Annotated in this window: 19 protein-coding genes; 9 read left to right on the forward strand and 10 right to left on the reverse strand. The window is 65.4% G+C overall.

Annotation, left to right across the window (positions count from 1 at the left end; genetic code table 11):
* The first annotated feature begins 57 nt into the window (after window positions 1-57).
* Window positions 58-2127, forward strand: a complete 2070-nt coding sequence (locus tag FHY19_RS06985) for a M13 family metallopeptidase (RefSeq protein WP_259164092.1) — start codon at window positions 58-60, stop codon at window positions 2125-2127.
* A gap of 256 nt (window positions 2128-2383) precedes the next feature.
* Here the strand turns inward: FHY19_RS06985 and FHY19_RS06990 are convergent, their stop codons facing one another.
* On the reverse strand, window positions 2384-3310 hold the full coding sequence (locus tag FHY19_RS06990) for an oxygenase MpaB family protein (RefSeq protein ID WP_259163205.1): 927 nt from the start codon (window positions 3308-3310) through the stop codon (window positions 2384-2386).
* Between the two features lie 582 nt (window positions 3311-3892).
* Between FHY19_RS06990 and FHY19_RS06995 the strand changes: the two genes are divergently transcribed.
* Window positions 3893-4492, forward strand: coding sequence for a hypothetical protein (locus tag FHY19_RS06995; protein ID WP_259156750.1), 600 nt, complete (start codon window positions 3893-3895; stop codon window positions 4490-4492).
* Window positions 4493-4696: 204 nt separating this feature from the next.
* Here the strand turns inward: FHY19_RS06995 and FHY19_RS07000 are convergent, their stop codons facing one another.
* From FHY19_RS07000 to FHY19_RS07020, 5 genes are all read right to left on the reverse strand, one after another.
* Window positions 4697-4987 carry a hypothetical protein gene (locus FHY19_RS07000; RefSeq protein ID WP_259163207.1) on the reverse strand — a complete coding sequence of 97 codons (291 nt, stop codon included), beginning with the start codon at window positions 4985-4987 and terminating at the stop codon, window positions 4697-4699.
* Window positions 4988-5016: 29 nt separating this feature from the next.
* Window positions 5017-6612, reverse strand: a complete 1596-nt coding sequence (locus FHY19_RS07005; RefSeq protein WP_259156752.1) for an APC family permease — start codon at window positions 6610-6612, stop codon at window positions 5017-5019.
* A gap of 181 nt (window positions 6613-6793) precedes the next feature.
* Window positions 6794-7165, reverse strand: a complete 372-nt coding sequence (locus FHY19_RS07010; RefSeq protein ID WP_259156753.1) for a hypothetical protein — start codon at window positions 7163-7165, stop codon at window positions 6794-6796.
* A 47-nt stretch (window positions 7166-7212) separates the two neighbouring features.
* Window positions 7213-7989 carry a LytTR family DNA-binding domain-containing protein gene (locus tag FHY19_RS07015; protein ID WP_259156754.1) on the reverse strand — a complete coding sequence of 259 codons (777 nt, stop codon included), beginning with the start codon at window positions 7987-7989 and terminating at the stop codon, window positions 7213-7215.
* Window positions 7986-9281 carry a histidine kinase gene (locus FHY19_RS07020; protein WP_259163214.1) on the reverse strand — a complete coding sequence of 432 codons (1296 nt, stop codon included), beginning with the start codon at window positions 9279-9281 and terminating at the stop codon, window positions 7986-7988. The genes FHY19_RS07015 and FHY19_RS07020 overlap by 4 nt, the downstream gene beginning before the upstream one ends.
* Window positions 9282-9620: 339 nt before the next feature.
* On the opposite strand from FHY19_RS07020, the gene FHY19_RS07025 reads away from it, so the two are divergent.
* On the forward strand, window positions 9621-10829 hold the full coding sequence (locus tag FHY19_RS07025) for an FAD-dependent oxidoreductase (protein WP_259156758.1): 1209 nt from the start codon (window positions 9621-9623) through the stop codon (window positions 10827-10829).
* Between the two features lie 45 nt (window positions 10830-10874).
* Here FHY19_RS07025 and FHY19_RS07030 read toward each other — a convergent pair whose 3' ends face one another.
* Window positions 10875-11069, reverse strand: coding sequence for a hypothetical protein (locus FHY19_RS07030; protein ID WP_259163216.1), 195 nt, complete (start codon window positions 11067-11069; stop codon window positions 10875-10877).
* Between the two features lie 506 nt (window positions 11070-11575).
* Here FHY19_RS07030 and FHY19_RS07035 point away from each other — a divergent pair.
* Together FHY19_RS07035 and FHY19_RS07040 are read left to right on the forward strand one after the other, a co-directional pair.
* Complete coding sequence (locus tag FHY19_RS07035) at window positions 11576-12082, forward strand: ferritin-like domain-containing protein (RefSeq protein WP_259156760.1); 507 nt, start codon at window positions 11576-11578, stop codon at window positions 12080-12082.
* Between the two features lie 127 nt (window positions 12083-12209).
* Window positions 12210-13109, forward strand: a complete 900-nt coding sequence (locus FHY19_RS07040; RefSeq protein ID WP_259156763.1) for a manganese catalase family protein — start codon at window positions 12210-12212, stop codon at window positions 13107-13109.
* Window positions 13110-13237: 128 nt separating this feature from the next.
* Here FHY19_RS07040 and FHY19_RS07045 read toward each other — a convergent pair whose 3' ends face one another.
* Window positions 13238-13483, reverse strand: coding sequence for a hypothetical protein (locus FHY19_RS07045; RefSeq protein ID WP_259163217.1), 246 nt, complete (start codon window positions 13481-13483; stop codon window positions 13238-13240).
* Window positions 13483-14763, reverse strand: coding sequence for a sigma-54 dependent transcriptional regulator (locus tag FHY19_RS07050; RefSeq protein WP_259156768.1), 1281 nt, complete (start codon window positions 14761-14763; stop codon window positions 13483-13485). The genes FHY19_RS07045 and FHY19_RS07050 overlap by 1 nt, the downstream gene beginning before the upstream one ends.
* A 535-nt stretch (window positions 14764-15298) precedes the next feature.
* On the opposite strand from FHY19_RS07050, the gene FHY19_RS07055 reads away from it, so the two are divergent.
* The 3 genes from FHY19_RS07055 to cydB all read left to right on the forward strand — a co-directional run bounded on the left by FHY19_RS07055 (window position 15299) and on the right by cydB (window position 18300).
* The gene (locus FHY19_RS07055; RefSeq protein ID WP_259156769.1) at window positions 15299-15580 is read left to right on the forward strand and encodes a hypothetical protein; all 282 of its coding nucleotides are present in this window, start codon (window positions 15299-15301) and stop codon (window positions 15578-15580) included.
* A 297-nt stretch (window positions 15581-15877) separates the two neighbouring features.
* Window positions 15878-17287 (forward strand): cytochrome ubiquinol oxidase subunit I, encoded by a 1410-nt coding sequence (locus FHY19_RS07060; RefSeq protein WP_259163221.1) that lies wholly within the window; start codon window positions 15878-15880, stop codon window positions 17285-17287.
* On the forward strand, window positions 17278-18300 hold the full coding sequence (cydB, locus tag FHY19_RS07065) for a cytochrome d ubiquinol oxidase subunit II (protein ID WP_259156771.1): 1023 nt from the start codon (window positions 17278-17280) through the stop codon (window positions 18298-18300). The genes FHY19_RS07060 and cydB overlap by 10 nt, the downstream gene beginning before the upstream one ends.
* 118 nt (window positions 18301-18418) lie before the next feature.
* Here the strand turns inward: cydB and FHY19_RS07070 are convergent, their stop codons facing one another.
* Complete coding sequence (locus FHY19_RS07070; protein ID WP_259156772.1) at window positions 18419-18604, reverse strand: hypothetical protein; 186 nt, start codon at window positions 18602-18604, stop codon at window positions 18419-18421.
* Between the two features lie 533 nt (window positions 18605-19137).
* On the opposite strand from FHY19_RS07070, the gene FHY19_RS07075 reads away from it, so the two are divergent.
* Entirely contained in the window at window positions 19138-20004 is an 867-nt protein-coding gene (locus FHY19_RS07075) for an SDR family oxidoreductase (RefSeq protein ID WP_259156773.1), read from the forward strand.
* The last annotated feature ends 124 nt before the right edge of the window (window positions 20005-20128 follow it).

Consider the following 20128-nt stretch of genomic DNA (forward strand, 5'->3'; position numbering starts at 1 on the left):
CTGGTTTCCGAGTTGCGCCGCATGGCTTCCTTGCACCGCCCTGTCCTGATCGCTGCCATGGCTGCCGCGGCATTGACCACCGCAGCCTGTCACCGCGATGGCGTGGCGCCGGCGGCCGACACGCGCACCCCCCCCGCCCCCAGCACGCCCAAGCTGGGTGATTTCGGCTTCGATATGGCGGGCATGGATCGCAGCGTGGCGCCGGGCGAGGACTTCTTCAGTTATGCCAGCGGCAACTGGGTCAAGACCACGCAGATTCCCGACGATCGCTCCAGCTTCAACAGCTTCGTCAGCATCGCCATCGACACCGAGCGCCACAGCCGCGACATCATCGAAGGCGCTGCGGCCAACGACCGCGTCACCGGAGAAGACAAGCAGATCGGCGACTATTACGCCGCCTACATGGACGAAGCCAGTATCGAGACCAAGGGCGTGCGGCCGGTGCAGCCGGAGCTCGACGCCATTGCGCAGCTGGAAGACAAGCAGGCGCTGGCACGCACCCTGGGCGGGCAGCTACGCGCCGATGTGGACTTGCTCAACTCGACGAATTTCTACACCGACCGTCTGTTCGGCCTGTGGGTGTCGCAGGATCTGCACAACCCCGACCGCTACGCGCCGTACCTGGTGCAAGGCGGCCTGGGCATGCCCGAGCGCAGCTTCTACCTGGACGGCGGGCGCATGGCGCAGCTGCGCGAGGCCTACCGCGCCCACATCGTCAAGGTGCTGGACCTGGCCGGCATCGACGATGCCCAGGCCAAGGCCGAGCGCATCCTTGCCCTGGAAGTGGCCATCGCGCGCGTACACGCCACGCCCGAGCAGACCAACAATGTGCAGGCGGGTGCAAATGCCTGGAAACAGGCCGATTTCGCACGTAATGCGCCGGGCCTGGAGTGGGCGCTGTTCTTCGACTCCGCCGGCCTGAGGGCGCAGCAGGACTTCATCGTATGGCAGCCGCAGGCCGTACGCGGGCTGTCGGCGCTGGTGAAATCCGAACCGCTTCAGACCTGGAAGGACTATCTGCGCTTCCGCGCGCTGGATCGTGCATCGCCGTATCTGTCCAAGGCGTTTGCCGATGAGCGGTTTGCGTTCTACGGCACTACGCTGGAAGGTACACCGCAGCAACGCCAGCGCTGGAAGCGCGGAATCGACGCGACCAACGCCGCCTTGGGCGAAGCGGTGGGCAAGCGCTATGTGCAGAAATATGTCAGCGCGCAGACCAAGGCCCGCGCCGAAGAGATGGTCAAGAATCTGATCACCGCATTCGGCAAGCGCATCGACGCGCTGGAGTGGATGACCCCGGAGACCAAACGGCATGCCAAGGCCAAGATCGCCGGATTGACAGTGGCGGTGGGCTACCCGGACAGCTGGCGCGACTACAGCGCGCTCGACGTGCGTCGCGACGATCCGCTGGGCAACGTGGAACGCGCCGGCCTGTTCGAGTATCGCCGCAACATCGCCAAGCTGGGCAAGCCGGTCGATCATCGCGAGTGGTACATGTTGCCGCAGGAGGTCAATGCGCTGAATGTGCCGTTGGAAAATCGCCTGATCTTTCCCGCCGCGATCCTGCAACCGCCGTTCTTCGACCCGGCTGCCGACGATGCGGTGAACTACGGCGCGATCGGCGCGGTGATGGGGCACGAAATCAGCCACAGCTTCGACAACATGGGCGCGCTGTTCGACGAACACGGCGAGCTGCACAATTGGTGGACGCCACAGGACCTGAAGAAATTCGAGGCTGCCGGCAATGCGCTCGCAGCGCAGTTCAGTGCGTACAAGCCGTTCGACGATCTGAGCGTCAACGGCAAGCTGACGCTGGGCGAGAACATCGCCGACGTTGCCGGCCTGGCCACCGCGTACGACGCCTACCAGCTGTCGCTGCAGGGCAAGCAACCGCAGACCATCGATGGTTTCAGCCCGGACCAGCGCTTCTTCCTGGGGTTTGCGCAGGCCTGGCGCGGCAAGTACCGCGACGTCGCGCTACGCAACGCCGTGCTCACCGACGTGCACGCACCCGGACGCTTCCGCGCACAGACCGTGCGCAATCTCGATGCCTGGTATCCGGCGTTCAATGTGCAGCAGGGCGAGCAGTTGTATCTGCCGCCGGAGCAGCGGGTGCGGATCTGGTAGCTGGTGCCTGGCAGTGATGGCTGGCGCGTGTGACGCACAGCGGGATCCATGGGCTGGAGTACTTTCTCTACCGTACCCTCACCCCACCTCTCGCGCCGGGAGAGGGGCTTGAGAGCAGGATTTGGCGAGGGTCTCGACGCACGCAGCGGGCTGGCCCCTCTCCAGCCGTGAGAGGGCTTGGGGTGAGGGTACGGCCACATCGCGCACTATTCCGCGCGCTACATCACCGCCCTGCACACCAGGCAGGCACCCCCACTCATCGCTCCCCAGGCCACTGCAGCAACATCGCCGGTGGCAACTGCATGCGCCTGCAGGCACGGGCCGATAGCCCGTCGCGCAATGCGGTGCGGAACAACGGCGACAAGCTGCGCAGCAGCCGGGCCGATGCCCGTGCCTGCACGCGCTGGGTGGTGCTGCGACCCAGCATGTCGCTGGCCCAGCCCGGCAGCAATGCAGTGCCGGCGCCGAGGAAGACACCGCGCGACAGCCCTGCCGCAGGCACAGGCAGCTCGATGCCGGTGAGAACATCGAGCACTTCACGCGAGCGTACGTCCATGCGCAACTCGCCACGCAGCGACGCAAAATACGCGTCCACCGCGGCTTCGCTGGCGGGCACGTCGGCGGCGCCCAGCGCTTCGGCCACGCGTCGCGCTTCGTCGTAATAGCGGTCGGCGATCGCGCCAGGCACATTGCGGCAATAGCGCCGGCAGCCCTGCAGAAAGCCGTAGGCTTCGGTCACATGCACCCAGGTCAGCAGCGCCGGATCGTTGGCTTCGTAAGGCACGCCGTCGGCGGTGTGACCACGGATATGCGCGTGAATGCGCCGCACGCGCGCGATCAGCTGCTCGGCTTCGGCCTGCGGCGCGTAGGTCGTGCCGGCCACGAAGTTGGTCGTGCGCCGCAGCCGGCCGACCAGGTCGGCGCGGAAGTTGGAATGGTCGTAGACCCCGGCCAGCGCGCGCGGGTGCAGCAGTTGCAGCATCAAGGCGCACAAACCGCCGGACAGCATGCCGGGGAATTCGGAGTGCACGCGCCAGGTGACGCTGTCGGGCCCGAAGATCCCGGGGTCGCCCAGCGGCCGATCGTATTCGATGGTGCTCTGGCCACGCGGAAACGCGCCCAGCACCCAGCGGCGGATCTGTTCGGCGGCGGGGGCAGTGAGGGTACGCAGGACGGCAGACATGCGGCGATGATACGGGTGCGCCTGTACGACCATGTCAGCGCAGCTGCGGTTGGCGCAGGCGCTTCATCCGCCGATCCGCGCAGGCAGGCCACCGCGTTTCTCGCAGTCGGGCCGGCCGGCGCGTCTATGCGATCGAAGCGCCAGCAGGGCGCTGAACAATCGCCAGCGCGGAGGAGCTGAAGCGAAAGGATGCCAACACACGAATGGCACGGCGGTGGCGCCGGCGCTTCGCTGGCCGATCTCATCCGCACTGACGCCAAGGTCCAACCCATCGCCACCCAAGTCGGTCGTGCACGTGACCACCGCACTCCCAGGTGTGCAGCGCAGCAAGACTGGCCACCCGACGCACGCGCAATCTGGCGCCATCGCGCCCAAACCAGCTGAATTCAGCGTTTTGTGCACGGTTGCGCAACTTTGCGCGGCGACAGGTTCGTCTCAGGCATTGCCATGCACGGCGAAAGTGCTAGAACTAGAGCCGTCCGATATCGGCCATGCATTGCACGGCGCGTCGGTCGCTCCAAGGGCCCCGGCCACCGCCGGTGCAGCAAGTCGTTCGTACCAGCCATCCGTCAGGAGCTTGTCATGATCGCTTTGTTCCAGGGTTTAGGCCTGCTATTGCAGGACAACGCACTCCATCGGCGCTCCTTCGACGAACAGGTCGTCTACTGGCGCGACAAGACCGACACCCAGCTCGACGAAGAACTCGACCTGCTCAAGGTGGCCAAGAAACAGTGGGTGATCGCCTCGATCATCGGCTGGCAGGCCATTTCCCTGGTACTGCTGGGCGTGATCACCCACCAGCTGTGGCAAAACGACTATCACCTGACTTTCAGCCGGGTGGTGATCATCTTCACCTCGTGGGCGTCGATCCTGTTCGTCATGTGGTACATCGCCGACCTGTTCGACCACAGCGCCGGTTTCGAGCGGTGGTTGCGCGCCTTCAACAGCCGCGCGCGGGTGACCCCGGATGCCGACTCGGTCGAGTGCGTTGCCGACGCGCTGGACATGACGCGCCGCTACCCGGAAGTGCTGCGCTACAAGCAGGAAGTGACCTCCAGGCGCGAGCTGCGCCACGAGGACATCGTCAACATGCGCGAGATGGGCCGCTTGCGCCGCTACACCGAACTGCTGCGCGATCTGGACCGTTTCGATGGCGCGCCACGGCTGGTGGCCAATTCCTGAAGCCGTGGACACGGATCACCCACCAGGATGCCCGCTTCGAATGCAAACGGCCGATGGAGTTCCATCGGCCGTTGTGCATTTCAACACCGACACCTCACCCTGATCCGGACGCACGCTGGGTCCGTCGCGTCGCTGTGTCATCGCCTTGCGTGAGCCGTTTAGGCAGGAATCAAATGACGCGGTGGCGCCAGCGTGTTCGAGCGACTAGAACGCAATCACACGGACAGGGCCTGCAAACTCATCGGACAGAAGCTCCGCCAGGAACACCGCATCCTCCAGAGACTCGTCGGGACCATGCGCCGCTGTAAGCATGAAGTACGGTGCCGAGCCATCTCCTACGTACAGGTCATCGATCAGGTCCTCGATGCGCTCGGCATCGACGCCGACCACACCGACGTAGGTGACCCCTTCCGCGATCCAGTCGGCGACCAGGGCGGCCAGCCCTGGCCGTTCGTCGTGCAGTGAATGCAGAACGATCTTGCGCGGATTCGGCATTGCGGTTTAAGCCAGCTGCGCAGCCCCACTCAGGCCCGCGCAACCGCCTGTTCCACCGACGGGGTACGCCAGCCGCTGCGCACGCCCCAGATGTAGAACACCGCGCCGACTGCAGCGACCACCGCCAGGTCGGTGCCGTAGCTCAGGTAGCCATGGCCGCCGAAATCGCTGCTGCCGGCCCAGGACAGCAGCGCGATCACCGGCAGGTAGCAGATCATCCAGGCCGCGCCCTTCAAGTTGCGGCGCAGGTCCGGCCAGCCCTGCTTGGCCTGGTAGTAGCAGTACACCGGCAGCGCCACGACCATCAGCAGGATGATCTCGCCGGTCAGCGGCCAGCGCGCCCAGTACAGCAGCTCGGTGGCCATCACGAAGGCCACCCCGGCCAGCACCGGCAGCGCGGCGATGCGCAGCGGGCGATGCAGCTCCGGTGCGTGGCGACGCAGCGCCATCGCGCTGATCGGGCCGGTGAGGTAGGAAATGATCGTCGCCACCGAGATCACCGCCGCCAGCGTGCCCCAGCCGCGGAAGAAGAACAGGAACACGAACGACACCGCCAGGTTGAAGAACATCGCCATGCGCGGCACGCCCCAGACCGGGTGCAGCTTGCCCAGCACGGCCGGCATGGTGCCGTTCTTTTCCATGCCGTAGACCATGCGTGCGGTGGTCGCGGTATAGGTGATGCCGGTGCCGCTGGGGCTGACGAAGGCATCGATGTACAGCAGCATCGCCAGCCAGTGCAGGTTGACGATGATGGCCAGCTCGGCGAACGGCGAACGGAAATCGATGCCGTGCCAGCCAGCCTTGGCCAGCAGATCCGGCGGCACCGCGCCGATGTAGGCCACCTGCAGGATCACGTAGACCACCGTGGCCAGCGCGATCGAACCCAACACCGCGAACGGAATGCTGCGGCCCGGGTTGCGCGCCTCGCCGGCCAGGTTCACCGGGCTCTGGAAGCCGTTGAAGCTGAAGACGATGCCGGCAGTGGCCACCGCGGTGAGCACCGCGGCCAGGTCGATCACGTGCGCATCGCCATGGATGCCGACGCTGAAGTTCTCGCTGTGGAAACCGCTGGCGATCAAGGCCACGCCGGTCGCCGCCGGCACCACCAGCTTGAACACGGTGATCAGCGTATTGGAGCGCGCAAACAGCTTGACGCTCCAGAAATTGAGGAAGAAATACACCAGCACCAGCACCGCCGAGATCAGCAGGCCGGGCACCGACAATTCCCCCGCCCCCCCGGGTGCCTGCACATACAGGCCCTGCGCCCAGGCCCATGGCCAGGACGCCATGTACTGCACCGAGGCCTCGGCTTCGACCGGGATGACCGAGACGATCGCGATCCAGTTCGCCCAGCCGGCGATGAAGCCCACCAGCGAGCCGTGCGAGTAGTGGCTGTAGCGCACCATGCCGCCGGATTCGGGGAACATGGCGCCCAGCTCGGCATAGGACAGCGCGATGGTGGTGATGATCGCCGCGCCCAGGATCCAGGCCCAGATCGCACCCGGACCGGCCAGCCCGGCCGCGCGCCAGGCGCCGAACAGCCAGCCGGAGCCAATGATCGAGCCCAGCCCGGTGAGCATGAGCGCAAAGGGGCCGACGTCGCGGCGCAACGAATGTTCGGACATGAGAGCCTGGCAGTGAGGGCGCCGTGAACCGGCAACAAGCCGGCAATGATCGCAGAAGCGACCGCTTGCCGTCAGTGCGTATTCAGTCTGAGCGCGACGCTACCGGGCGGCGACGCGCCTCTCGGTGCGGCTGCCGCAGATCTTCCGGCCGCCGCGATCCCGCGACGACAGCGGGCATGGACTAACCCTGGCACCGGGCAGTGGGCGCATCGCGGCCCACGCAGGTGTGCGCCGCCGCCGGAAGGCCGTGCAGCGCACGGACCTGGCCGGGCAGCAGCGCGAAGCTGTCCAAGGTCTTGCGCGCACACACCGGCGCCGGCGTGCCGCCGCTGGCGCTGGCAGCCGGGCAGCGTTCTTCATAGATCAGGTAATGGCACTGGCCGCTGCTGCTGGCCAGGCAATGCACATTGGTCTCGGCATCGGTGACCTGGGTCTTGCTGAAGAGCAGGTCGCGGCCATCGCTGGTGGCGCGGGTGATCGAGGTGGTGCCGTTGCGTTCGTGGCAGCCGGCCAGGGCGAGCAGGCAGTAGACCAGGGAGGCGATCAGGCGCATGGAGGCAGTCCTTTCGTGTCGATGCGGGATGGGGGAGATCAGGGGGATTACATGCCGCGGAACAAGGTCATGAACGGCTGGCTGACGGTGAGCGTTTCGCTGCGCCCGCGCAGTGCCAGCCGGCCCTTGCCGGTGTCCTCGCGCACCACCGAGGCGACCGCCTTCATGTTGACGATGGTGGAGCGATGGATCTGCTTGAACACCTGCGGGTCCAGCACGTCGAGCAACTCGCGCAGCGGCGTGCGCAGGATCGCCTCGCCGGCGGCCGTCATCACCGTGGTGTATTTCTGATCAGCCTGGAAATACGCCACCTCATCCACTGCGATCAGGCGCGTCTCGCGGCCGCTGCTGGCGGTGAGCCAGGCCAGTGGCGGCGCGGCACCGGGCGCTGCCGGGCGTGCGGACAGGCGCTGCAGGAGCGTTTCCAGCAGGCCGCTGTCCGGCTGACCGGCGGCGGCGCGTTGCTGCACGCGTTGCCAGGTGGCCTGCAGGCGGTCGCGGTTGATGGGCTTGAGCAGGTAATCCACCGCACCGTGTTCGAACGCATCGATGGCGTACTGATCGTAGGCGGTGACGAAGACCACCTGCGTGCGCGGGCTGACCTCGCGCATCGCACGTGCCACCTCGATGCCGGTGAGGCCGGGCATGCGGATATCCAGAAACACCACATCCGGTTGCTGGGTGGCGATGGTGTCCAGCGCGCTGGCGCCGTCTTCGCATTCGCCCACCACTTGCAGCTGCGGACACACCTCGGCCAGCAGCGCGAGCAAGGACTGCCGCAGCAACGCTTCGTCCTCGGCAATCACCGCACGCAGCGCGCTCATGCCTGCACCTGCACGGCCGTGGCGGCGGCGGCGGGCAGCGGCGGCGGGCGCGGCCCGTCCGGTTGCGCCGGCAAGGGCAGCGTGATCGTGGCAGCCACGCCGCTGGGGAAATTGGACACGATGGCAAAGCTGCCGGCGCCGGCGTAGATCAACTGCAGCCGCTCGCGCAGGTTCTTCAGGCCGATGCCGGTGCCATGGCTGTGGGTGTTGAAGCCCTGGCCGTCGTCGGCCACGGTCAGCGTGGCCTGGCGCTCGTCCAGGCGGCGCGCCAGGATCCACACCGTGCCACCACCGGGCTTGGGTTCGAGCCCATGTTTGATGGCGTTTTCCACCAGCGTCTGCAACATCATCGACGGCAGCTGCAGGCTGCGCAGTTCGTAGGGCACTTCGACCTGCAATGCCAACCGCGCGCCCATGCGGATGCGCAGGATTTCCAGATAGGCCTGGGTACGTTCGAGTTCTTCGCCCAAGGTGGAGGTGGCATCGTCCGCGCTGGGCAGCGAGCGGCGAAGGTACTGGATCAAGTGCCCGATCATGATGTCGGCGCGCGGCGGGTCGGTGCGCGCCAGTACCTGGGCGCTGGCCAGCGTGTTGTAGAGAAAGTGCGGTTCGACCTGCGCATGCAGCAGGTTCAAGCGCGCCACGGCCAGCTCCTTCTCCATCACCGATTGCTCGGCGGCGGCCTGCTCGTCGCGACGTTGCTCGCCGACCCGGCGCACCACCGCGCGATTGATCGCCTCGGCGTTTTCGAAGTTGCTGCCTTCGTCCACCGCAAACAGGTCCACCCAGGCGCCGGCATCGGGCTCGCACAACACGGTGACGCTGCTGGTGCCCTGCCCCGGCGCAATCGTCACCAGCACCTGGTTGTGGGTGATGGCAAAGCGCGCAAACAGATTCCAGCGCGAGGGCTTGCGGCCTGCATACGGATCGATGCGGCGGATCTTGGCGCGGATCAGCAGGCTGCCGGGCGCACTTTCGATGTCCTGTACGCGCGGCAATGCGCGCACCGCCTCTTCCACCACCGCAAAGCTGGCTTGCACCTCCAGCGGCACCTCGATCTGCCGACGCTGGCGGGTGGACAAGGTGGCGTGATCCAGCCGCCCGGCGATCAACCTAACCCGCCGTACATGCGTGATTGCACTCATCAAGGCCAGCGCCAGCAGCACGATGCTGATCAGGCTGAAGAACGCACCGACCGAGTCGAACAGCTGCGCCCACATGATGCTGGCCACCACCAACGCGGCGGCCCAGGCGAACACGATACGCACGATCAGAAAGACGCTGGCAGACACAGGCGGCAACTCGTCGGAGATGGGACGGGAGCGAGCATAGCCGCCGCACGCCACTGCGAAAGCCCCTGGCGACGAATGGCCCCCAGCGCCACCTCAAATGCCGGGATCGCAGGACGAAACCCGACCTGGCCGGTCGGCAGGGCGGGACCTGCGCGGTATGCTCGCCAGAGCCAGGCAACCGGACGCTTGCCTGGTGGCCGTGCGCCATGCGGCCGAGCACGCTGTGCTGCCAGCGGCGATGCGTTAGCCTCGGCCGGCACCGCCGTGTTGCCGCGGGACGCCGGCGCCGCTCCCATCGCAACGGGTCGCCCCACCTCCACATCACCTCGTAGGAGTCGCATGCACCGCCGTCATTTTCTGCACAGCGCAGGCCTTGCGCTTGCGGCCGCTTCGACCGGCAGTTGGGCTGCCACTGGCAAGGCTGCCATCGCGCCGTCCACTGCGTTGCCGGCGTCCGACGCGCTGCCGCTGCCGTTCGCCACCGCGCCTGCACTGGCGCCGATCCGCGCAGCGGTCGATCGCATCATCGCCATCGATGGCTGCACCCGGCCGTTCCGTGCGCAAGGCCCGCGCATCGAGGCAGAACGCATCGGGCGCAAGACGGTGGTGCACAACTACGGGCACGGCGGCAGCGGCTGGTCGTTGTCGTGGGGCGCAGCGGAACACGCATTGCGACTGGTGCGCGCGGCCGATGCCACCGTGCGCGAGCTGGCGGTGATCGGCTGTGGCGCAATCGGGCTGACCACGGCGGTGGCTGCCCAGCGTGCCGGCCTGCGCGTACGCATCTATGCGCGCGAGCGGCTGCCGGACGTGCGCTCGTTCTATGCCACCGGCGTGTGGTCGCCGGACTCGCGCGTCTGCACCAGCGATCACGCCAGCGCCGACTTCAAGACGCGCTGGGAAGAAATGGCGCGGATCTCCTTTCGCCGGTATCAGACCCTGCTTGGCTTGCCCGGCGAGCCGATCGAGTGGCGCGATGGCTACGCGCTGTCGGATGTGCCGTTCGATCAGGCGGTCGCCTCGGCAGAAGCGCACGAGCCGGACTACCCGCCACTGGAGCGCACGCTACTGCGTGACCTTGGCCCGCGCTCGCAAGCACTGGCCGCCGGCAGCCATCCATTCCCGGTGCCGTTCGTGCGTCGCTACGGCCAACTGACTTTCAACATCAGCGCGTATTCGCGGCTCTTGCTGCAGGATTTTCTGCAGGCCGGCGGCGAACTCCACACACGCAGCTTCGACCACCCACGTCAGTTCGCCGACCTGCGCGAGAAAATCGTGGTCAATGCCACCGGCTACGGTGCGCGTGCGCTCCTTGGCGACGACAGCGTGATTCCGGTGCGCGGCCAGACCGCACGTCTGATCCCGCAGCCGGAGGTGACCTACGGGCTGGTCTGGCGCGGCCACAATCTCAATGTGGTGCCGCGTCGCGATGGCTTGCTGGTGCAGGCGCAGGGCAGCAACGACTTCAACAACGCCGATGCCGCGCCCGATCGTGCGGCATCGGAAGCGGCAGTGCGCACGCTGGCGCAGTTGTTTCCGACCACCTGAGCAAGGCGGGTTGTCGCAGCGCCATGCGTTGCGCCCCCCAGACGCTCACCCATCGCCGAGTGAGGCGTTCAAGGCAACGGCCAATGCGGCATCGCCGTTGACCAGCGCGTCCCACCGCAGGCTCACGCCCTTGCGCTTGCCTTTCTCCACCAGCTTCAGGCCGTCGGGATCGATGATCAACGTATAGGCCTGGTCGCCGATCTGCAGTTCGCGACGTAACGGTTTATCCAGCGGCGTCATATGACCTCTCATGCGGGCGTACGAACTGCGTTGTAGCGCATCGGTCTGCACCGCATGCACACACCGTGCCCACATGCCTGCCACCGCGGTGTGCTGCCCGCGCGCGGCCATCGGTATCTCGGCAAGACCGGATCCCTGGTAACGCCGCTGCGCATCCGCGCGACCCGGCATAGGCGAACGCGGCGCCCTCCCCCACGCAGCAACCACTGCCAGCCGGCGCAGTGCGCGCGGACTGGCGCTCGCGTGAGCGATGCGTGTACGCAGGGCCTTATGGCACAGGTCGTTCTCGCACCGGGATCACCCTACCCACCGATAGCGCTAACACTCGCAGGACTAGCTTGGCGATCACGCGGTAACGGCCTGACGCCAGCTCGCCATCCCACCGGGAGATCGCGCGCCAGGAAGCAATCGTGCTCGCGTTGTATCGAACGCGAACAACCAGAACGCGTCACCGCCCAGCGGTGATCGCCACGTTTCAAACCTCTGACCAACACCAGGAACCACCCATGCCGATCAAGACTGTCGAAGAACTCTTCATCCACGAGCTGTCGGATATCTACAGCGCCGAAAAGCAGCTGACCAAGTCGCTGCCGCGCCTGGCACGTGCGGCGACCGAACCAAAATTGAAAAGCGCCTTCGAAACCCATCTGGAAGAAACCCTGGGCCAGATCGAACGCATCGACCAGGTGGTCGATGTGCTGGGCATCAAACTCAAGCGCATCAAGTGCGCGGCAATGGAAGGCCTGGTCGAGGAAAGCCGCGAGGTCATCGAAGAAATCGAAGCCGGCCCGGTCCGCGATGCCGCGCTGATCGGCGGGGCGCAGAAGGTGGAGCATTACGAAATCGCCTCTTACGGCACTATCGCGGCGATGGCCAGGCAACTCGGCTACGCCGATGCGCTGCCGCTGCTGCTGGCAACACTTGAAGAAGAAAAAGCCACCGATGAAAAACTGACCCTGCTGGCAGAGCAAGGCGGCAACCAGAAGGCTGCCAAGGCCAGCAAGGCCGCCTGATCCACTGCGAAGGATGTACCGCCCAGCCCAGGCCCGCAGCCATGCGGGCCTTTTTTTAAGCCAACGCCTCATGTCTGCACGCCCGCAAAGGCGGCGTAGTCGCAGGGCGCCAGCCAAGGAATACTTCATGTTCATGCATAACAAGCGTTTGATGTACACCGTCCGCGTCGCCGCGCCGAATCCGGAGCTGGCCACGCTGATGCTCGAGCAGTTCGGCGGCCCGCAAGGCGAGCTTGCCGCCGCGATGCGCTACTTCACCCAAGCGTTGGGCGAAAGCGATCCTGGCCGCAAGGACCTGTTGTTCGATATCGCCACCGAAGAACTCAGCCATCTGGAGATCATCGGTTCGATCATCGCCATGCTCAATCAGGGACCGAAAGCGGTGCTGTCCGAGGGCATGGAAGAGGCCATGGACATGCGCAGCATGACCCAGAACAGTACCAGCCATACCCAGCAGATCCTGTATGGCGGCGGGCCGGCGCTGGTGAACTCGGCCGGCACGCCGTGGACGGCTGCGTATGTGGATTCGATCGGCTGTCCGACCGCCGACATGCGCTCCAACATCGCCGCCGAGGCGCGTGCCAAGCTGGTCTACGAGCGCCTGATCACCGTCACCAGCGACCCCGGCATTGTCGATGCCTTGCGCTTTCTGATGACACGCGAAGTGGCGCATCAGAAGTCGTTCGAAAAGGCGCTGTATGCGATCGAGCCGAACTTCCCACCGGGCAAGCTGCCGGGCGATCCGCGTTTCACCGATATCTACTACAACATGTCCCAAGGCGAAGGCGACATGGTCGGCCCATGGAATTCCGGCGAGCAGTGGGAGATGGTGGCCGACCGCGACGAACAGGCTTGCGTGGATGGCGGCGACGGCACCGCCTCGGTGGAGCTGGATGCAACCCAGGCCAGGGCAGTGGCGGCCATGTCGCAACGGCTGATGTCCAATCCAGAGTTGGACCGCGTCACCGGTGCGGATCTGGGCGCGGGTCCGGGTGCCGGTTCGACGACCGGCGACATCCAGCGCTGAATCGGGTGGGCGCCACGGCGCCCATCTTCGGTTGGCCACCGGCGCGACAACGGAGGCTGTCCGCTGCACCGACAACGGGATCCGGTTCCGGCATCCTGCTTCCGGCTTCCGGCTTCCGGCTTCCGGCGTTATCGATCCACGCTGTCCTGCGGCGGCGCATCGTCCGGGGCCTGACGTGCCTGCTCCTGCGCACGCTCCTGCTCGCCCAACTGATTGAGCAGGGCGGTCGCCGACTGATGCGCCGTGCGCAGCGTCTCCATTGGCTTGGAGGTGTCGCCACGCAAGGCATACAGCGCAAAGCCCATCACGTTGAGACGGTTGCGCAGCTGATGCAGCAGCTCGCGCTGCCGCCCCTGCGATGCAGCATCGTTCACTACGCGTCCTTGTCGCTCAGTCGGTTGTGCAGTGTGCGCACGCTGATCCCCAACTCGCGTGCCGCCGCCTTCTTGTTGAAGCGCGTCCGGGCCAGGGCCGATTCGATCATGGCGTCCTCGGCCTGCCGCATGGTCCAGCCGGCCGGGATCAGCAAGCCGTCTTCAGCGGCCTGCGGCACGGTCTGCTCCACATCCGGCGCGGTCAGCAAGTCGCCGTCCGAGCGCAGATACAGGTAGTGGATGAACGAGCGCAGCTCGCGCACATTCCCGGGCCAGGTGTGATACGCCAGATAGCGCAGCAGCGACTTGGTCGGCAGCTTGCGTTTTCCGTACTTGACGTTGAGCTCGTCGATCACGCGCAGCCCCAGCACCCGCGCATCGCCGCGGCGTTCGCGCAGCGCCGGTACCTGGATCGGATACTCGTTGAGGCGGTAGAACAAATCCTCGCGCAGCACGGCATGCTCGCGCTGCACGTGCTGATGCGTGGCGGCGACGACGCGCGCATCCAGCGGAATCTCTTCGTTGCCGCCGACGCGCATGAAACTGCGCGACTCGATCGCCCGCAGCAGATAGACCTGCAGCCGCTTGGGCATCTCGCCGATCTCATCCAGAAACAGCGTGCCGTCGGCGGCCTGTTCCAGAAACCCGGCGTGCCGACGATCGGCGCCGGTGAAGCTGCCGCGTTCGTGGCCGAACAGCTGGCTGGCCAGCAACTCTTCCGGAATTGCGCCGCAGTTGACCGACACGAAGCGACCGCGACGGCCGGACACCCGGTGGATGGCGCGTGCGACCAGATCCTTGCCGGTGCCGGTTTCGCCGGTCACCAGCACGTTCAGATCGGTCGGCGCCACGCGCACGATGTCCTTGCGCAGCATCACGATGCTGTCGCTGTTGCCGATGATGCCCAGGTTGCCCTGCTGCGCTTCGCGCAGGCCGCCGAGCACACGCTCCAGCCGCTCCGGCGCAAATGGCTTGGTCAGGAACTCGCTGACGCCGAACTGCTGCGCACGGCCCTGGGTTTCATGGGCATAGTCGCCCGACACCACCACGATCTGCGGGGTGTGATCCGGGTCCAAGCGTTCGATCAGATCGAAACCGCTGCCGTCGGGCAGTCCGACATCCACGACCAGCAGGTCCGGGAAGTTGCTGTCCAGCCAACGGCTGGCTTCGCCAAGGGTGTGGATGCCCTTGGCACGGAAGCCGCTATCGGTGGCCAGTTCAACCACCTGATCGCAGAACTCCACGTCGTCGTCGATGATGGCGCAGGAAAGACGGTCCATGAGCGCTTCTGTCCGCAATGACTAGTACATGTTCAGTTGATAATTGTGACGGCGGCGCGAAAACGCGCCTGCGCATCACCACGAGATTGCACGCTGCAGTCACGACCATCGTGAGCCAACGGCGCCCTTCCCCCAAGTCGAGCTCGCCGTGTCATGCGCGCAGTACGCACGGCTGGCCCGGAATTTGCCAGTGCCAAGCGTCATGGTCGGGGTCGGTCGCCGTGCCGGGCATGCCGAAACGCCAAACAGTGCAAGGTTTGTAGACACTGTTGCCGCGCATTCTTGATGCGCGTCGTCGGGCCCCACGCAATGGATCAGTTCGCTTGTGCTGTTGCGCCGCAGCCGGAGTGTCCTGCACCGGCGAGAGCCGATGCCCAGTGATGCATCAGACCACTCGACAAGTGACTGGAGCGGCCTGAGGCATTATCCATGACCCGAGGCCTGCCGTGTGGAGAAGGCGTGCAGGTCATCCTCACAGCAACCTACTTTCGACGCGCAAACATTGCTCTCCCGACTTAGCCGCGCGAGGTGTCTCATGCATGCAGTTTCGGTACATCGCAGCGCCGATGTGCAAGGTGAGTTGACGTATTGGCGGGACCAGCACCGGCGTGGCCAGCTCGGCTATCACCCCTTCGATGGTATCCCCGAAGGCACGGTGCGCGCGGTCTGCGAGGCCTACAACGCGCAGCCGGATCTGACCGAACCACAAGCGATCAAGGCAGTGCGCGAGGCGCTGTGCCTGACGCCGGGTTCGACCAATGCGGCCCTTGCCGACTGGCTGGCGCCACGCTGCCTGCGACACCTGCGCAGCGCGTAACCAGCGCGCCGAGACGGGTGTCCGGGCGCAGGCGCGGATGCCGGACGCAACAACGCGAGGCTGCCGCAGCGGCGCTGCGACCCGTCTAGCTGAGTCCTGCTGCCGCATGCGCCCACGCTTGCGGCTGACATCATCGTGAAGCGTTAAGCGAAAACCTGAGGTTTCTCGCCTCCCCGTACTCGCACATTCGCCTCGATCCTAAGATCACCCTACGATCACCCCACGATCGTCATTCCCATCGCCACGCCAGTGCCGCCGTAGACGCATCCTCGCGCGTTCGGCACCAGGGAGATTGCTGTGGAAGCGCTGCTGCTGTCCCGCATCCAGTTCGCCTTCGTCATTTCCTTTCACGTGCTGTTCCCCGCCTTCACCATTGGCCTGGCGAATCTGCTGGGCTTTCTGGAATGGCGTTGGCTGCGTACGCACGATGAGGGATGGAAGCGGCTGTATTTTTTCTGGTTGCGCATCTTTGCCGTGTCCTTCGGCATGGGGGTGGTCAGCGGCATCGTGATGGCCTTCCAGTTCGGCGCCAACTGGCCGGAGCTCAGCCGCATCGCCGGCGGGGTGATCGGGCCGCTGCTGAGTTACGAAGTGCTCACCGCATTCTTTCTGGAGGCGAGCTTCCTTGGCGTGATGCTGTTCGGCTGGGGCCGCGTATCGGAGAGGCTGCACTTCTTTGCGACCTGCATGGTGGCCATTGGTACGCTGGTGTCCACGTTCTGGATCCTGTCGTCCAACAGTTGGCTGCATACGCCGCAGGGCTATGCGATGGTCAACGGCATCGTGCATCCGGTGAGCTGGACGCAGATCATCTTCAATCCGTCGTTCCCCTATCGTCTGGCACACATGGCGCTGGGCTCGTTCATCACCACCTGCTTCGTGGTGGGCGGCGTGGCGGCGTACTACCTGCGCAAGGGCGTGCATCTTCCCGACGCTGCGCGCATGTTGCGGCTGTCGGTAGCCTTTGCGGCCATCGTGCTGCCCATCCAGGTCCTGGTTGGCGATCAGCATGGCCTCAACACGCTTGAACATCAGCCGCTCAAGGTGGCGGCGATGGAAGCGCACTGGCGCAGCGAGCACGCCGGTACCGGCGTGCCGCTGGTGGTGTTTGCGCTGCCCAATGCCGAGGCCGAGCGCAATGACTATGAAGTGGCGATCCCGCGGCTGGGCAGCCTGATCCTGACCCACAGCACCGACGGCGAGATCACTCCGCTGACCTCGGTGCCGCGCGATCAGCGTCCGCCGGTGGCCCCGGTGTTCTTTGCGTTCCGCATCATGGTCGGCCTGGGCATGGCGATGCTGGCGCTGTCGTGGATATCCGCCATTGCATGGTGGCGCGGCCGGCTGCATTCGAAAGCGCTGATCCTGGCCTGGAACCTGATGCTGCCGGCCGGGTTCATCGCCTTGGTCGCCGGGTGGTTCGTCACCGAGATCGGGCGACAGCCGTGGGTGGTGTATGGGCTGCTGCGCACCGCCGACGCGATGGGCCCGCAGTCGGCCGTGACCGTGGCAGTGTCGTTGCTGGTGTACGTGGTGGGCTACGCATTCGTGTTTGGCTTCGGCATTTTCTACCTCACCAAACTGGTCCGCGCCGGCCCGCACACCAGCCGCGACGGCCCGGATGTGGCCGGCGGCGAACACACTCCTGCACGCCCGTTGTCGGCCGCAGACACCGCACTGGAACAGGAGAACACACCATGGAACTGAGCCACTGGCTGCCGGTGGTGTGGTTTGGCGTCATCGGCTTTGGCGTGCTGATGTACGTGGTGCTGGATGGCTTTGTCCTGGGACTGGGCATGCTCGCGCCGTTCGCACGCGACGAACAGGAAGTGGACCTGATGATGAACACCGCAGCGCCGATCTGGGACGGCAACGAAACCTGGCTGGTACTCGGTGGCGCAGGGCTGTTTGCGGCGTTTCCGACTGCGTACGCGGTGATCCTGTCGGGGCTGTATCTGCCGGTACTGCTGATGGTGATGGCCTTGGTCTTCCGCGGCGTGGCCTTCGAGTTCCGCTTCAAGGCGCAACGCTCGCGGCGGCTGTGGACGCTGTCGTTCATCGCAGGCTCGATCCTCACCGCATTCGCGCAGGGCACCATCCTGGGCGCGCTGGTGGAAGGCATGGCACTGGAGAATGGGCGCTACGTGGGCGGGGTGTTCGGCTGGTTCAGCCCGTTTACCATGCTCACCGGTGCAGCCCTGGTGTTCGGCTATGCACTGCTCGGCAGCACCTGGTTGATCCTCAAGACCGAGGGGCGCACGCACACCCTGGCGCGTCAGCTGACCAGGCCGCTGGTGGGTGTGGTGGTGACCTTCCTGGTGCTGGTCAGCGCGTGGCTGCCGTTCCTGAGTTCGCACGTGATGGCGCGCTGGTTCGCCGATGGCAACTTCTGGTGGTTGTCGCCCATTCCGGTAGTGACCGCGGCAGTAGCACTGGCGTTGTGGCGCAGCAGCGACAGTTCACGCAGCGATGCCTCGCCATTTCTGTTGACGCTGGCGATCTTCGTGTTGGGTTTTGCCGGATTGGTGCTGGGCATGTGGCCCTACCTGGTACCGCCGAGCTACACCATCTGGCAGGCGGCCGCGCCACCTTCGTCGCAGATCTTCCCGCTGGTCGGCCTGGTCGTGCTGTTGCCGCTGGTGCTAGGGTATACGGTGTGGTCGTATCGCGTGTTCCGCGGCAAGATCGCCGCGGATGTGGGCTACCACCATCACCATTGAGCCTAACCCAAACCCAACACTGCGCCGCATGGTGTGCAGGCACGGGCTCGCAACGCGGCAGAGCACAACGCATGACGCGCGCAGCTACGGGCGTTGCCATATCGATGACTTGTGGATCTCAGCGCTTTTCCGACCCATCCGGACGTTCGTAATCGCGTTCCGGGTCGGCCTGGTTGACGTCGCGGTCCTCGTCAGGCATGTCGTGCGCCTTCCCGTGCGCATCTTCGTTGCGTCTTTCCTGCGGTGTAAACGGCTTGCTCTGATCGGAATCGGGTCCCCACGGCTTTTTCGCTTCGCTACCCATGTGCATCTCCTGCGTCGAAGGATGAGGTCACGCTAGGCAGATGCGTATTGCAGCGGGGTGAAGGAAGACGCGTGATTGCGTGAAGTGTCAGCATCGCGCACCGCGCCTGCCACCAGCCCTCATCCACCGGTCGCCGGCTGTGCAGCTAGCCAGCTGCAGCGTCGGCGTCCCTGCTCGCGCAGCTGCGCGTTGTGCGCGTGGAGCCCGGCATGGATCTGACGGCCCATACAGAACAAGGTCAGCGCAAGTAGTCACAACGACCGCCGGTGACGACGCAGGAACATGCAAGGCATCGCGACGCTACGCTGGGTGTCGAATCGATCGCGCAGAAGCACATGAAGTTCGCAATGACGCGCGTGCCGATCAACGCAACACGCTCACCGAGCAGGCGGCTGAGCCAGCGATGGGTCGGCTGCCGGAACACGCGCTGCCGACATCGCCTAGCCTGGATGTTTACGCACGCGCGCCCACACTGGGTTTCAGCGCGGCACTCGCGCTTTGTACGTCCGCCAATCCAACGTCAGGAGACGACCATGCCCGTACCCAATTACCCGCGCCCGCCCTTCAAGCCGCAGCAGCAGGGCTTCCCCGGTCGCACCGAAAAGATGGACCCGCGCCCGGACCACGGCGAAGACAGCTATGTCGGCCACGGGCAATTGAAAGGCAAGCGCGCACTGATCACTGGTGGCGACAGCGGCATCGGCGCGGCCGTTGCGATCGCCTATGCACGCGAAGGTGCCGATGTGGCGATCGCCTTTCTGCCGGATGAGCAGGAAGACGCGGCCAAGATCGGTGCGCTGATCGAAAAAGCCGGGGTCAAGGCGCTGCTGGTCGGATGCGACATCAGCGACCCAAGCCAGGCCGCAGCGTTGATCGAAACGGTCAACAGTACGTTCGGCGGCCTGGATATCCTGGTCAACAACGCCGGCTATCAGAAGTATTTCGAACGCTTCGAAGACATCACGCTGGACGAGTGGCGCAAGACGTTCGACACCAACGTACATGCCGTCTTCAATCTGGTGCGGCTGTCTGCACCGCTGATGACCGATGGTGGCTCCATCATCAACACCGCATCGGTGCAATCGAAGAAGCCGACGCCCAATATCCTGCCTTATGCGGCCACCAAGGGTGCCCTGGCCAATCTCACCATCGGGTTGGCCGGCGTACTGGCCGAGAAGAACATTCGCGTCAACGCGGTGCTTCCCGGCCCGATCTGGACGCCCTTCATTCCCTCGGGCATGGACGAAGAATCGGTGGAGAACTTCGGAGCGCAAACACCGATGGGGCGCCCTGGCCAACCGGTGGAATTGGCCTCTGCCTACGTCATGCTGGCGGCCGACACCGCCAGCTACACCTCGGGCACGCTGCTGACGATCTCCGGCGGCGCTGTCACGCTGTAGCACGTGTGTGATGTCCGCGCCATCCGCACGATGACGCGGACTTCTCCCTGGCCGGTGATGGCTGCCGCTTGCTTCGAACCATCCCGGCACATGCAGGTGGTGGACGAGGCGAGCGGTTTCGCTT

Origin of the sequence: Xanthomonas sp. 4461, assembly GCF_024806475.1 — a bacterium.
Classification (GTDB): domain Bacteria; phylum Pseudomonadota; class Gammaproteobacteria; order Xanthomonadales; family Xanthomonadaceae; genus Xanthomonas; species Xanthomonas arboricola_F.